The sequence below is a fragment of the Streptomyces sp. NPDC102360 genome, from assembly GCF_044766085.1.
Lineage (GTDB): Bacteria > Actinomycetota > Actinomycetes > Streptomycetales > Streptomycetaceae > Streptomyces.
The window spans coordinates 563043-577504 of the sequence record NZ_JBIWLG010000003.1; the positions used below are offsets into that span (position 1 = coordinate 563043).

The 14462-nt window shown below is 72.1% G+C and carries 12 protein-coding genes; 7 read left to right on the plus strand and 5 right to left on the minus strand.

Annotated features, from left to right (window positions below):
* Positions 1-31: 31 nt before the first annotated feature.
* Positions 32-1051 (plus strand): Lrp/AsnC family transcriptional regulator, encoded by a 1020-nt coding sequence (locus tag ACIRHA_RS16940; RefSeq protein ID WP_403845788.1) that lies wholly within the window; start codon positions 32-34, stop codon positions 1049-1051.
* A 175-nt stretch (positions 1052-1226) separates the two neighbouring features.
* Entirely contained in the window at positions 1227-2933 is a 1707-nt protein-coding gene (locus ACIRHA_RS16945) for an amidohydrolase (RefSeq protein ID WP_403845791.1), read from the plus strand.
* 18 nt (positions 2934-2951) lie between these two features.
* Here the strand turns inward: ACIRHA_RS16945 and ACIRHA_RS16950 are convergent, their stop codons facing one another.
* Positions 2952-3833 carry a LysR family transcriptional regulator gene (locus ACIRHA_RS16950; protein WP_403845793.1) on the minus strand — a complete coding sequence of 294 codons (882 nt, stop codon included), beginning with the start codon at positions 3831-3833 and terminating at the stop codon, positions 2952-2954.
* Positions 3834-3969: 136 nt separating this feature from the next.
* Between ACIRHA_RS16950 and ACIRHA_RS16955 the strand changes: the two genes are divergently transcribed.
* Entirely contained in the window at positions 3970-4341 is a 372-nt protein-coding gene (locus ACIRHA_RS16955; RefSeq protein WP_403845796.1) for a YybH family protein, read from the plus strand.
* Positions 4342-4706: 365 nt separating this feature from the next.
* Here the strand turns inward: ACIRHA_RS16955 and ACIRHA_RS16960 are convergent, their stop codons facing one another.
* Positions 4707-5453, minus strand: a complete 747-nt coding sequence (locus ACIRHA_RS16960; RefSeq protein WP_403845798.1) for an IclR family transcriptional regulator — start codon at positions 5451-5453, stop codon at positions 4707-4709.
* Positions 5454-5556: 103 nt separating this feature from the next.
* Between ACIRHA_RS16960 and ACIRHA_RS16965 the strand changes: the two genes are divergently transcribed.
* On the plus strand, positions 5557-6252 hold the full coding sequence (locus ACIRHA_RS16965; RefSeq protein ID WP_403845801.1) for a type 1 glutamine amidotransferase domain-containing protein: 696 nt from the start codon (positions 5557-5559) through the stop codon (positions 6250-6252).
* Positions 6253-6343: 91 nt separating this feature from the next.
* A complete protein-coding gene (locus ACIRHA_RS16970; RefSeq protein ID WP_403845804.1) occupies positions 6344-6952 on the plus strand; it encodes a histidine phosphatase family protein in 609 nt (202 codons plus the stop codon).
* A 24-nt stretch (positions 6953-6976) separates the two neighbouring features.
* Here ACIRHA_RS16970 and ACIRHA_RS16975 read toward each other — a convergent pair whose 3' ends face one another.
* A complete protein-coding gene (locus ACIRHA_RS16975) occupies positions 6977-7807 on the minus strand; it encodes an aldo/keto reductase (protein WP_403845806.1) in 831 nt (276 codons plus the stop codon).
* Positions 7808-7930: 123 nt separating this feature from the next.
* On the minus strand, positions 7931-9034 hold the full coding sequence (locus ACIRHA_RS16980; RefSeq protein ID WP_403845808.1) for a diaminopropionate ammonia-lyase: 1104 nt from the start codon (positions 9032-9034) through the stop codon (positions 7931-7933).
* Between the two features lie 316 nt (positions 9035-9350).
* Here ACIRHA_RS16980 and ACIRHA_RS16985 point away from each other — a divergent pair, with 316 nt between their 5' ends.
* Together ACIRHA_RS16985 and ACIRHA_RS16990 are read left to right on the plus strand one after the other, a co-directional pair.
* A complete protein-coding gene (locus ACIRHA_RS16985) occupies positions 9351-9638 on the plus strand; it encodes a hypothetical protein (RefSeq protein WP_403845810.1) in 288 nt (95 codons plus the stop codon).
* Positions 9635-12796: an alpha-N-acetylglucosaminidase TIM-barrel domain-containing protein gene (locus ACIRHA_RS16990; protein WP_403845813.1), complete on the plus strand. Its 3162-nt coding sequence runs from the start codon at positions 9635-9637 to the stop codon at positions 12794-12796. Before ACIRHA_RS16985 ends, ACIRHA_RS16990 begins: the two co-directional genes overlap by 4 nt.
* A 63-nt stretch (positions 12797-12859) precedes the next feature.
* Here the strand turns inward: ACIRHA_RS16990 and ACIRHA_RS16995 are convergent, their stop codons facing one another.
* The gene (locus tag ACIRHA_RS16995) at positions 12860-14341 is read right to left on the minus strand and encodes a GntP family permease (RefSeq protein WP_403845815.1); all 1482 of its coding nucleotides are present in this window, start codon (positions 14339-14341) and stop codon (positions 12860-12862) included.
* Positions 14342-14462: the final 121 nt, after the last annotated feature.

The following is a 14462-nucleotide window of genomic DNA, read 5'->3' on the forward strand; positions in this document are numbered from 1 at the left end:
TCTTCGGAAACGAGCAGTGAACGGATGCCGGATGCGAGAAACGGTCACGACGAGCGAGCTGGACCTCGCACTCGTCAACGCCCTCCAGGTGCGCCCCCGCGCCTCCTGGACCGAGCTCGCGGCGCCGCTGGGTGTCACCGCGAGCACCCTCGCCCGCCGCTGGGAGCGGCTGACCGAGGAGGGGCTCGCGTGGGTGTACGCGGCGCCGGGGCGGGAGTTCTCACGCACGCGCTGCACGGCGTTCGTCCTGGTGCGCTGCCGGCCCGGCACCCGCGCACGTGTCGCTGAGCGGCTGTGCGAGCGGGCCGAGGCCGTGACCATCGAACTCACCGGGCCCGGCAGCGCCGACCTGCTCATCGACGTCCTCGCCCCCGACCTGCCCGCGCTCACCCGGTTCGTGACGACACACCTCGAACCGCTGCCCGGTGTCACCGCCGTCGACTGCCTCTTCGCCACGTCCCTCTACGTGGAGGGCAGCCGCTGGCGGCTCCGCTCGCTGGACCCGGCGCAGGTCACCGCCCTGGGCCGGGCGGGCGCGCGGCCGTCCGAGCCCGCGCCGACCGTCGAACTCGACGCGGTGGACCGGGGGTTGCTCGACGCCCTGGTCGGCGACGGCCGCCTCGGCCTCGCGGCGCTCGCCGAACACACCGGCACCAGCCCCGCCACCGTCCGCCGCCGCCTGCACCGGCTCACCGACTCGGGTGTCCTCACCCTGCGCTGCGACATGGCGAACGCGCTCGCGGGCCGCCCGCTCCCGGTCTCGCTGCTCGGCCGCGTTCCGGCCCGTGACATCGCCGCCGTCCACCGCGCCCTCGCCGCACTGCCCGAGTGCCGTCTCGTCGCCGCGGTCACCGGCCGGACGAACGTCTTCGCCACTCTGTGGGTGCGCGACCTCGGTGACATCCAGCGCCGCGAGACCGCGATGGGCGCACGCCTGCCGACCCTGGAGGTCACCGACCGCATCGTCGGCCTGCACACGGTCAAGCGCATGGGCCATCTACTGGACGAGGACGGCAGACGTATCGGGGTGCGCCCGATCAGACCCTGGTGAGCCGCGGCGCCGGGAATCGGGAGCGTAGGGGATCTTGACCACCAGGCGGTGACTGCTTAGCTTCGGGCAGTGATCCGATTCGATCATCTTGTGGCCAACTCTCCAGGCCGCAAACCTTGTTGTTGGGAGACGTCGAATGTGTGAGTCCTGCTGCCCCACACCGCGTACGCCCCGCATGAGCCGCGCGCGGTTCCTGCAACTGGCGGGTGCCGGGGCCGCCGCGTTGGCAGGGTCCGGCGCGTTCACCGGGTCGGCCTCCGCCACTTCCCGGTCCGCGAAGGCCGAAAGGCCGGGGCCCCTGCTCGTCGACAACGTCCGCGGCTACACGCTCTCGCGCGGCAAACTGCGCAGATTCTCCCGGATGCTGCTCACCCCCGAGGGGCGGGTCGCCGCGCTCGACATCGGCGCGGCCCCCAAGGGCATCCGCCGCCTCGACGGCCGCGGCCGCGTCCTGCTGCCCGGACTGCACGACGCGCACGGGCACTTGTGGGGGCTCGGCGCCCTCGCCGTCGAGCTGAACCTCGTCGGGACCCGTTCCCTGAAGGAGGCGATGGACCGGCTCGCCGCGTACGACACCGCGCACCCCGACGACGCGTGGATCCTCGGCCGGGGCTGGAACGAGGTCGTGTGGGGTCTTGGCCGGCTGCCCAACGCGGCCGACCTGGACGCCGTCGTCGACGACCGGCCGGTGTGGCTCGGCCGGGTGGACGGACACGCCGGTGTCGCCAACTCGGCGGCGTTGAAGGCCGTGGGCGTCACCGCGGACACCCCCGACCCCGACGGCGGCCGGATCGTGCGCGACGGCGCGGGCCATCCGACCGGAGTCCTCATCGACGCCGCGCAGTCGCTGGTCGAGGACAAGCTGCCCGAGCCCACGCTGGAGGACGTCCGGGCCCGTGCGCTCGCCGCGCAGAAGCAGCTCGGCGGCGTCGGCATGACGTCGGTGTCGGAGGCCGGCACGGACGCGAGCGGTGTCGTCGTGCTGCGCCAACTCGCGGACGAGGGCGCGCTGACGATCCGCGTGAACGCCTTCCTCTCCTACAAGGCGTTCACCGACATCGGCGCGGACGCCCGCACCGACTCCTACGCCGACGACATGATCCGCATCCGCACCGTCAAGCAGTACATCGACGGCGCGCTCGGCAGCCACGGCGCCGCGCTCCTCGCCCCGTACGCCGACGACCCGGACACCAGCGGGCTGCTCCAGGTGGAGCCGGAGGAGTTGCGACGCCGCGTGGAGCAAGTGGTGCGCGGCGGCTACCAGTCGGCGGTGCACGCCATCGGCGACCGCGGCAACCGCGTCGTCCTGGACGCATACGAGCAGACGTTCCGGCGCGTCGGCGACGCCGGGATGCGGCACCGTATCGAGCACGTACAGGTGCTCTCGCCCGAGGACATCCCTCGGCTGCGCAGGTTCGGCGTCATCGCGTCCATGCAGCCGGTGCACGCCACCGACGACATGAACATGGCCGAGGACCGGATCGGGCCCGAGCGCATCAAGGGTGCCTACGCCTGGCGCACATTGATCGACCAGGGCACGCATCTGCCGTCCGGCTCGGACTTCCCCGTGTCGTCCGAGAACCCCTTCGACGGTCTGCACGCCGCCACCACCCGCACCGACCGGGACGGAAAACCGGCCGGCGGCTGGCACCCGGAGCAGGCCATGACGCCGGTGGAGGCGCTGCGTTCGTTCACGCTCGAGCCCGCGCACGCCGCCCACCAGGAGCACGTCCTCGGCACGCTGGAGCCGGGCAAGTGGGGCGACTTCGTCCTCACCGACACGGACCCGTTCGACCTGCCGTCCGGCCGGGCCGTGTGGCAGACGAAGGTGCTCCAGACGTGGGTCGCGGGGAAGCGGGTCGGCGAGTACGGCGAGCTGTGACGCGCGGCGGGCGGGGCATCACGCCGGTGCGAACGCCCGCCGAGCGTGCTCGAGCAGCTCGCGCAGCGCCGGGTTGTGCGCCCGCTTCCAGACCAGGGCGAGCAGCGCCGGTGTGTCGACGTCGTCGATGGTGCGGGCGGTGAGCCGGTCGCCGTAACCCGCGGCCATCGACTCGCTCAGGACGGCGACGCCGAGGCCGCGGTCGGCGAGCGCGGCGATGGAGTCCGCGGCGCTCGCCTCCAGGGCGATGGTGGGGTGCAGCCCCTGCGCGGTGCAGGCCCGGTCGAAGACGGTGCGCAGGCCGGTGCCGGGCGGCATGCAGACGATCGGGTGTGCCATCAGATCCTTGAGCGCGACGCGCCGTCGTTTCGCCAGCGGATGTCCGGCCGGGACCGCCACGACGAGCCGTTCGTCGACGATGGTCAGCGCGTCGAGGCCGTCGGGGGTGGTGTGCGCGGCGCCGATGAGCGCGAGGTCGACTTCGCCCGCGCGCACCCCCTCGACGAGCCGGTCGGAGCCGTCCTCGAGCAGCGAGAGCTCGACGCCAGGGTGTGCCTCGTGGAACGCGGCGAGTGCGTCGAACAGCGGCGTGATGGTGCAGCCGATGACCATGCCGACGGTGAGCCGCCCCCTGACCAAGTCGGACACCTCGGCCACCGCCCGGCCGATCGTCCCGGCCGCGGCGAGGGTGGCGCGGGCGTGTTCGAGCGCGGCCTTGCCGGCGACGGTGAGCGTGACGGTGCGGGACGAGCGGTCGAAGAGCTCCGCCCCGAGCTCACGCTCCAGCTGCCGGATCTGGGCGCTGACGCCGGACTGGCTGATGTGCACCCGCTCGGCGGCGCGCGTGAAGTTCCGCTGCTCGGCGACCGCGACGAAGTATTCGAGCTGCCTCAGCTCCATGACCCGCCCCTCCACGTCCCATCCATGTCCACCATGACCACAGGTTCTGGTTTCCAGCCAAACCATCTGTTGGACTTCTCACCGTCGCACGCCGAAGCTGGAAGCACCAAGCCCGGAACCGACGCAGGAGGAACCCATGCAGGAGTCCGCGTACGAGAAGGCCATGCGCCCCGAGGACATCACCCGCCTGTTCGTCGAGCGCTCCAACGCGGGCGACGCGGCCGGTGTCGCCGCGCTCTACGAAGAGAACGCGGTGCTGGCCTACCCGCCCGGCCAGGAGACGGTCGGCCGGGAGGCGATCCGCGAGCTGTGGGAGAAGGTGCTGGCGAACCGCCCCCACTTCGAACCGGAACAGCCGCTGCCGACGCTCGTCAACGGCGACATCGCCCTGACGTCGACACCGCCGAAGGACGGCACCGGCGCCCGCGCCCAGGTCGTCCGCCGCCAGCCGGACGGCAGCTGGCTGCGCTTCCTCGACCAGCCCGAGTTCGCCCCGCCGACGGCCTGACCGACCGCCGCCCAGGCCCCGCACGACGGGGCCTGGGGAACTTCCCGCCTACACCGACAGCAACGGCGCCAGTCGCGCCACCGGCGGCAGTTCCCCACGCCTCTCCGGGGACGCCGCGAAGGCCTCGATCACGAAGGCGGCCATGCGGCGGGAGGCGGCGACGCGGGCGGGGGCCGATCCGGCCTCGACCGTCTCAACCCCGACGGCCGCCTGGTGGCGATCGGCATGGTCGCGGGGCCGCCGCCCGCGGACCTCGCGGCGCGCATGACGGCGGCCTGGGCAAGGCAGTCCGGGCGCACAGGTTGTTGGACTCCGGTGAGGCCTTCGGCCGGATCGTGCTCGTGCCCTGATCCCCCTCGACCGGCTCAGCGCGCCAGCGCTCTGCCGATCTCGTCCGCCGCGTCCGTGACCTGGGCCGCGAGGTCCGCCCGGGCGCGGCCGGCCTCGGTCAGTCGGCGGGTGGGGCCCGCGATGCTGATCGCGCCGACCGTTCGGCCCGAGCCGTCTCGGAGCGGTGCGCCGATCGCGGCCTTGCCGTCCTCGTGTTCGTCGACGGCGGCGGCCCAGCCGCGGCGGCGTATCTCGTACAACTCCGCGGCCAGGGCGGCCTGTTCGGTGAGGCTGCGGTCGGTGAGAGCCGGGAGCTTCTCGGGTACGTCCAGGTCGTGGTCGAAGGCGAGCAGCACCTTGCCGACGGCCGAGGCGTGAAGCGGCAAGTGCGCGCCCATGCGCAGGACTTGGGCGCTGTCGTCGGGGCGGAAGACGTGGTGGATGACAAGGGCCGCCCCCTTGTGCGGGGTGGCGATCCAGACCGATTCGCCGCTGCGCGCGGCGAGGGTGTCGGCGCTGTGCAGGGAGCGGGCACGCAGCTCGTTCGTGTCGAGGTCTCCGTTGCTCAGGTGGAGCAGCGAGGCACCGATCCGGTACTTGGCCGTGGCCGGGTCCCGTTCCACCAGGCCCGCCGCGACCAGCGTGCCGAGAATCCCGTGCAGGGACTCCTGCGGCAGCCCCATCGCGCGGGCCAGCTCCGTCACCCCGAACGGCCGGGGCCCGGACGCGAGCAGCCGCAGGACCAGCGCCGCCCGCTCCACCGCCTGGATCCGCTCTGCCACGCGGGCACGGTAGCCCACCGCTGGTCGGCCGCGGCCCCCGGCCCTACCTTCGTAGACGTCAAGACATCACCGCACCGACGTCTCGCGAGGAGATGCGCACCCCATGTCGAAGATCCTTTTCGTGGTGACCGGCGCCGACCACTGGACGCTGGCCGACGGCACCCGCCACCCCACCGGCTTCTGGGCGGAGGAGGCCATCGCCCCGTACGACGCGTTCAAGGCGGCGGGGTACGAGGTCGTCGTGGCGACGCCGGGTGGTGTGGTCCCCACCGTCGACGCGGGCAGCCTCGCGCCCGAGTTCAACGACGGCCAGGAGAACGCCGCCCGGATGGCCGCCGCCGTGTCCTCGAACACCGAGCTGCACTCCCCCATCAAGCTGGAGGAGGTCGACCTGGACGACTACGCGGCCGTCTTCTACCCCGGCGGCCACGGCCCGATGGAGGACCTCTCCTCCGACGCCGAATCCGGCGCCCTGCTCACCCGCACCCTGGAGTCCGGCAAGCCGCTCGGTGTCGTCTGCCACGCGCCCGCCGCGTTGCTGGCCGCCACGAAGTCCGACGGCAGCAACGCCTTCGCCGGTTACGACATCGCCGCGTTCACCAACGTCGAGGAGGCCCAGGCCGGCTTCGCCGACAAGGCGCGGTGGCTGCTCCAGGACCGGCTCACCGAGGCCGGGGTGAACGTCCGGGTCGGCGAGCCGTGGGCGCCGCACGTGATCGTCGACCGCAACCTGGTCACCGGACAGAACCCGGCGTCCTCCGCCCCGCTCGCGGCCAAGCTGCTGGAAAAGCTGGCCTGACCGCCGATAAAGCTGGCCTGACCACCGGTTTCCCCCACGGATGGCACAGTGGACCCACGTGTTCCGTTCGTCTCGTGGAGGTTCCCCCCGCATGCGTCTGCTGCTCATACGTCACGGCCAGACCCCGTCCAATCTCAAGCGGCTCCTGGACTCCGCGGCGCCGGGCCCCGGCCTGACCCCGCTCGGCCTCGAGCAGGCGGCGGCGCTCCCCGGGACGCTGGCGGACGAGCGGATCGACGCCCTGTACGCCTCCACCCTCGTGCGCACGCAGCTCACCGCCGAGCCCCTGTCCCGGGCGACCGGCCTCGACGTCGTGGTCCGGGACGGGATCCGGGAGATCGCGGCCGGCGACCTGGAGATGCGCGGCGACGACGAGTCCGCCCAGAAGTACCTCAACACCGCCTTCTCCTGGTCCTCCGGCGACACCTCGCTGCGGATGCCCGGCGGCGAGAGTGGCGAGGAGACGCTCGGCCGCTTCGACTCCGTGGTCGCGGAGGCGGCCCGGACGGGCGCGGACACCGTGGCCATGGTCAGCCACGGCGCCGTGATCCGGACGTGGACGGCCGCGCGGGCGGCCAACGTGGACGTCGCGTTCGTCGCCGCCCACCCGCTGCCCAACACGGGCATCGTCACCCTCTCCGGCTCACCGGAACTGGGCTGGCAGCTCGAGCTGTGGGAGGGGCGGCCGCTCGGCCAGTGAGCCGCCCCTACGGGTCCGGCTTCCTCAGGACCCGAGGACGGCCGGGTCCGGGCCCACGCGCTCGCCGGTCTCCAGGCCGGCGAGCGCGGCCATGTCGTCCGCGGCCAGCTCGAAGTCGAAGACGGCGATGTTCTCGCGGATGCGCGACGGGGTCACCGACTTGGGGATGACGACGTTGCCGAGCTGGAGGTGCCAGCGCAGCACGATCTGCGCGGGGCTGCGCTCGTGCTTGCGGGCGAGCGCGGTGACGATCTCGTCGTCCAGGACGCCGTTGCCGCGACCCAGCGGGGACCACGCCTCCGTCGCGATGCCGTGCTTCGCGTCGTACGCGCGCAGCTCGCTCTGCTGGAGGCGCGGGTGCAGCTCGATCTGGTTGAGGGCCGGGACGGCGGACGTCTCGGCGGCGAGCCGGTCAAGGTGCTCCGGAAGGAAGTTGGAGACGCCGATGGCGCGCGCCCGGCCACTGGCGAGGATCTCCTCGAACGCCTGCCACGTCTCGACGTACTTGTCGCGCGACGGCACCGGCCAGTGGATCAGGTACAGGTCGACGTAGTCCATGCCGAGCCGCTCCAGCGAGGCGTCGAACGCGCGCAGCGCGCTGTCCCGGCCCTGCTCGGTGTTCCACAGCTTCGTGGTGACGAAGACGTCCTCGCGAGCCAGACCGTAGTCGGCGATCGCGCGGCCGGTGCCCTTCTCGTTCTCGTACAGGGCCGCCGTGTCGATGCTGCGGTATCCGGCCTCCAGGGCGCTCGTGACCGCGGCGTGCGCCTCGTCGTCGGGGACCTGGAAGACGCCGAAGCCGAGCTGCGGCATGGTCACGCCATTGTTGAGGGTGACCTCGGGAGTGGTGCTCATGACTCGTGTGTCCTTACGTGGTGACTCAAGTCCGGTGTCTCGCGCGACGGGCGTACGTCCCTGGAGGCGCATGCCCGCCCCATCCAACGTACGTCTCATCGAAGCGGACGGTTCACGAGGCGGTCAGCATGCCGCGGCGCCGGTGGTCGCGGACGGGTTCGCCGCGCTGCCCTCCGTGCTCAGCAGCACGACGACCGATGCGGGACCGAGTCCCAGTGCCGCGCGCCGCTCGTGGGCGCCTGTGCCGCTGAGTGCCGCGCGCAGGCCGGCGAGGGGTGCGGCGCCACAGGGGCCGCAGGAGACACCGAGGTCCGCGAGGCGGGCGGCCGCGCGGGCGCTGTCGGTGTCACGGACGGCGACCGCGGCGTCGAGGCCCTCGGACAGGACCGGCCAGGCGAGCGTGGAGGGTGTGCCGCAGTTCAGGCCGGCCATGCCGGTGTCGCCCGTGGCAACGCTGACGGGTTCGCCGCGGGCGAGGCTTTCGAGGACGCAGGCCGCGGACTCCGGCTCCACGGAGAGCAGGGCGGGCGCGTGCCCCGAGGGCCGGCTGCGGAAGTAGGTCACCACGGCCTGGGCCAGCGACCCGACGCCCACGGGCACGACGACGAGGTCCGGTTCCTGAACACCCAGCTGCTCGTCCACCTCGGCGCAGAGCGTGGAGTAGCCCTCGACGATCCACCCGGGAATCCGCTCGTAGCCGGGCCAGGCGGTGTCCTGGACGAGGAGCGCGTCCGACGCGGCGGCCACCTCGGCGGCGCGGCGCACCGCCTCGTCGTACGCGCCCGGCACCTCGGTGACCTCGGCCCCCTCTCCGGCGATCGCCGCCACGGCCTCCGGATGTACTCCTCGCGGGACGAGCACGTGGGCGCGCTGCCCGAGCAGTCGGGCCGTGCGGGCGACGGCGCGGCCGTGGTTGCCGTCGGTGGCGGTCACGAGGGTGACCGGGCCGTGCGTTCCGGCGAGTGCGCGGTGGACGGCCCAGGACGCGCCCAGCGCCTTGAAGGCGGGCAGCCCCAGACGGTTCGACTCGTCCTTGACGAGGACGCGGCCGACGTCCAACTCATCGGCGAGTTCGGGGAGTTCGTGCAGCCGGGTCGGCGCATAGCCGGACAGCGCGGCGTGGAAGTCGCGTACGTCCGCGGGGGCGGGCGCACAGCGCCAGGCACGGGCGCCGGGCCGCGCGAACCACGGCAGCGGGTCACGGGGAAAGTCAGGATTCTCGCTCACAAGATCAGCGTGCGGCCCCCTCCCGGCATCGGTCCAGCCAATCTCTTCGACCGGTACTCATCGGCTGTGACTGTGCCGCGAGGCGGGGATTCGAGGCCGACGTGCCGGATCCGACAGTCGAGTGCACTTCCGTTGACACGTTGACGTTTCGTGCTCAAACATGGGACGAATCAAGCACGCTCTTGCACAGTGGCAGCACTCAGTCCGGGTTCCATACGAACAAAGGACATGATCCGTGCGCATTTCACCCCGAAGAGCGGGACGGCCCGAACCCGGCTTCGCGAATTCGGCGGAGGCACGGGTACCGAGGTATCCGATGAAGGCGATCGGGGGCAGGGACACCAAGGAGCTGAAGCTTTCGGCGGTGGTGCGGTTCGTGAAATATGTGCCCGTGCAGCGCTCCAAGTCGGAGCTGGACTGGTCCGCCACCATCGACCAGGTGAGCTCCCCCACCGAGGTGCCCGGCGACCGCGACCCCGATGTCGTGGGCGACGCGCTGAAGTCCGCCCTCGACCTCGCCACCAGGAACCTCGACGGCCGCACCAAGGACGTCACCGACATCGAGCAGGCCAGAGCGGCCGTCATTCGGGAGTTGACCTCGTGACCGGACCTACGCCGCAGTACCCGAACCGCCCCCGCCCGAGCCGCAGACGCCTGTTGTCGAGCGCGGCTCTCGTGCTGGGTGTCACGGCCTCCCTGCCCACGCCGGGCGCGACCGCCTTCGCGGCCACCGATGACGGCGGCTTCGACACCGGCCCCGCCGACGCGGCGCTGCGCCGGCTGTTGCCCCGCCACCACGACCAGGTCACCTTCCGCCCGTCGAGCGGCGGGCGCGCGGCCGACCGCTTCCGGGTCTCCGGCACGCGCGGGCGCATCGTCGTCGAGGGATCGTCCCCGGCCGTTCTCCTCACCGGCCTGCACCGCTATCTACGCAATGTCGCACACGCCTCCGTCACGTGGAACGGCGAGCAACTGAACCTCCCGAAACAACTTCCCGCACCAACCGATGAGTTGACCGCCTCGGCGAACGTCTCCCACCGGTTCGCCCTGAACGACACCAACGACGGCTACACCGGCCCCTACCGCGACTGGGACGCGTGGCAGCGTGAGCTGGACGTCCTCGCGCTGCACGGCTTCAACGAGGTCCTGGTGACGACCGGCATGGAGGCCGCCTACTTCGACACGTTCCGGCGGTTCGGATACACCGAGGCCGAGCTGCTGGCGTGGACCCCGGGGCCGGCGCACCAACCGTGGTGGCTGCTGCAGAACATGTCCGGGTTCGGCGGCCCGGTCAGCCGCCGCCTGCTGGAGCGGCGCGCCGACCTCGGGCGCAAAATCGCGGACCGGGTACGGGAGTTGGGCATGACGCCGGTACTCCCGGGCTGGTTCGGCACCGTACCCGACGGCTTCGCCGAGCGCGTCGACGGGGCGAAGGTCGTCCCACAGGGCGCCTGGAGCGGCTTCAAGCGCCCCGACTGGCTCGACCCGCGCACCAAGGCATTCGCGGAGGTCGGCGCCGAGTTCTACGCCCGGCTCGACACACGGCTCGGCGGCACCTCCATGTACAAGATGGACCTGCTGCACGAGGGCGGCCGGCCCGGCGACGTGCCGGTCGGCGAGGCCGCGCGCGCCGTGGAGACGGCCCTGCGCACGGCCCACCCCGAGGCCGTGTGGGCGATCCTCGGCTGGCAGACCAATCCGCGCCGCGAGATCCTCGACGCCGTCGACCGCGACCGGATGCTCATCGTCGACGGCCTCTCCGACCGGTATGCCACGGTGACCGACAGGGAGAGCGACTGGGGCGACACCCCGTACACGTACGGCAGCATCTGGAACTTCGGAGGTCACACCGCACTCGGCGCCAACACGCCCGACTGGGTGTCGAGTTACCCGCGCTGGCGGGACAAGGACGGCAGCAGGCTCTCCGGGATCGCCGCGATGCCGGAGGGGGCCGACAACAACCCGGCGGCGCTCGCGCTCCTCGGCGACCTCGCGTGGACGGCGGGCAGCGTCGATCTGGACGACTGGTTCGAGCGGTGGGCGGCGTCCCGCTACGGCGGCGCCGACCGCCACGCGGCCGCGGCCTGGCGGGTGCTGCGCGAGACGGCGTACGGGATGCGCCGCACCGACTCCTGGAGCGAGGCACCCGACGGCCTGTTCGGGGCCCGCCCGGCACTGGACGTCCAGTCGGCCGCCGCATGGAGCCCCAAGTCGGAGCGCTACGACACCGCGGCCTTCGATCGGGCACTGACCGAACTCCTCAACGTGGGGCAGGAGTTGCGGGACAGCTCCGCCTACCGGTACGACCTGCTCGACGTCGCCCGCCAGGTGCTCGCCAACCGCAGCCGGGTGCTGCTGCCGCAGATCAGGGCGGCGTACGAGGTGCGCGACGCGGCACTGTTCGGGAAGCTGACGCGGACGTGGCTCGACTGGATGAAGCTCCTCGACGACGCGCTGGCCACCTCTGAGCAGCATCTGCTGGGACGGTGGCTCGCCGAGGCCCGCGCCTGGGGAGCCGATCGCTCGGAAAAGGACAGGCTGGAGTACGACGCCCGGTCGATCCTGACGACCTGGGGCGACCGGGCCGGCAGCGAGGAAGGCCTGCGCGACTACGCCAACCGGGAGTGGTCGGGCCTGATCTCCGGCCTCTACCTCCCTCGCTGGCGCCGGTACTTCGCCGAGCTGTCGGCCGCGCTGACCGAGGGACGGAAGCCCGCCGAGATCGACTGGTTCGCCATGGACGACACGTGGGCGCACGGGCACGAGACGTATCCGCGGCGCCCCTCGGGGTCGATCGAGCGGCTCGCGCGCCGGATCCACGACACCCTCGCGGGCGCCGCGCACCAGGCCGCACTGACCGCCTCCGCCGCACACACCGCCGTCTCCACGGACGAGCCGGTCACCATCTCGGTCACGTTCACCAACCGCAACGGCCTCGCGGCGGCGCGGGACGTCGCCCTCTCGCTCGACCTGCCCGACGGGCTGACCGCCCGCGCCGAAGGCCCCGCAGCCGCCGCCTCGGTGGCCCCCGGCGAGTCCTTCACGGCACACTTCACGGTGTCACTGACCGGCGCGACGGACGGGCTCGTGCTCCAGGTGCGCACCGACGCCACATACCGGATGGGCACCGCGCGCGGCGCGGCGGTCGATGCGATCCGGCTCCTGGCCGGCACCGGGGTCGAGGAGCCGTACCGGACGGTGTCGTTCAACGACGCGGTGTTCGGCCGGTCCGGTGACACCTTCGCCATCGAGGGCGGCGGCGCCGATCTGTGGGGCGGCACGGACGAGTTCGGCGCGATCTACCGACCGGGTGCCCTGACGGACGGCTCCTCCGCATCGGTCCGTGTCACCGCCCAGGACCGCACGGGCGGCTGGGCACGCGCGGGCCTGATCGTACGCAACGACCTCACCGCGAAGGCGAGCCCGGGCTACGTCAACCTCGCGCTCACCCCGTCCAACGGCTGCGCCCTCTCCTGGGACGCCGACGGCAACGGCCGCCTCGACTCCGTCACGACGGCGGGCGACTCGGCGACGACGGCCCCGGTGCACCTCCGCCTCACCCGCCAAGGGGCCTCCTACAAGGGCGAGTTCAGCACGGACGGCACCACATGGACCACGGTCGGCACGGCGACCCCGTCGAGGGTGGCGGACGGCGGGCAGGACGTGGGGGCGTTCATGAGTGCGGCGAACGGTGGGAACGGGAAACGGGGCATCGTGACATTCGACGACCTCCGGATCCCTTCAAGCCCCGCCGGCGATTGAGGCGCGGGGCCCGGGGCAGAGCCCCCGCGACCGCAACTCCATCCGCCGCACCCTCACTGCCAGTCACACGAACAGCGACACCGCCAGGATGATCGGCAACGAGATCAGCGAGGCCAGTGTCATCGGGACCGTGTGGGTCTTGATGGTGCCCCGCGTGGAGAAGCCGAGCAGTGACTGGAACATCCAGAAGAAGTTGCTGGACACGTGGGGGACGAAGAGGGCACCCGAGCCGGCCGCCAGCGCCACCAGGACGAGCGGGGTGTCCAGGTGACCCGCGATGGGGGCGAGGATGCCCGCGGCGGTGATACCCGCCACCGAGATGGAGCCGAGCGCGATGTGCAGTACCGCGGCCATCATCCAGACCAGCAGCAGCGGCGGGAGGATGCCGGACGAGAAGAGGTCACCGAGCGTCTTGCCCATGCCCGAGCGCTCGATGATGGCTCCGAGTGAACCGCTGATCCCACTGAGCACCAGGATGGAACCGCACTGCGCCAGCGACTTCCCGATGACGTCACCGATCTCCTCCCTGGACCGGACGCGACGCGCCAACACATACGCCACGGTGGTGCCGAGGAGGAGCGCGACCACCGGGTCGGTGAGGAACCCGACCGGCGCCGCGTCCAGGGAGAGTCCGTCGGCGAGGGCGCCGCCCGCGATGAGGACGAGGACGAGCAGGACCGGGGTGACGGCCAGGGCGAGGGGCAGCGGGCGGGGCTTTCGTGCCTGCGCCAGTGATGCCTCGGCCGGGGCGTCGGTGACGGTGACGGTGGTCCGAACGGCCGATTTCCCAGCGGGTGTTGGGGCAGCGGACGGCGCGGGATCGGCGGTCCGTGCGGCGGGAACGGAGGCGGGCGCATCGGACTCCTCGCCCGCTTCACCGGCCCCGCCCCCGCCGTCCTCGATCTCGTCGCTCGCGGGGTCCCACTTCATCCAACGCAGGACGATCGAGAAGACGAGCACGGTCAGCAGGGCCGTCGGCAGCGCGACGACGAGGCCGAGCAGGAACATCTGCCCCAGCGGGACGTCCAGGATGCCCGCGATGGCCACCGCCGCGACGCCCGGCGCCACGAACACCAGGCCCACCTCGATACCCGCGGTGAGCGCGCCACCCATCAGGGCGCGGCCCCGCTCACCGAGCTTCGGCGCGAGGCGTCGTGCGAGGGGTGCCGAGAGTACGAGCAGCACATCGGAGTAGATCGCCGTGAACAGCGCGCTCAGCGTCGCGGCGAAGACGTAGGGAATGCTGCGCCTGCCGAATGCCTTGAGGGTCGTCTCGACGAGCCGTTGCATCGTGTCGGCCGCCGTGAGGAGCGCGCCGAGCATGACGCCCAGCGCCACCAGGATGCCGATCTCCCCCATGACATCGGCGAAGCCGTCCGCGACCGCGTCCGGTGTGCCCTTCGCCCCGACGGAGGTGGTCAGCCCCAGGAAGAGGGTGCCGAAGAGCAGCGCGAGCACCGGCGGGAGCTTCAGCCACGTGATCGCGACGACGATGCCGCCGATGGCGACCGCCGTGCTCAGGAACAACAGGGCATCGTGGGACACGGGCAGGCTCCGCTCTCGTTCTCGCGCCGTTGCGAACTGCCGTACATCGTGACGACGGTCACCCCTCACGTCCAAGACCCATTTGCAGCCCGACCGATAACGTCGGCCTATCGAAGGCCTA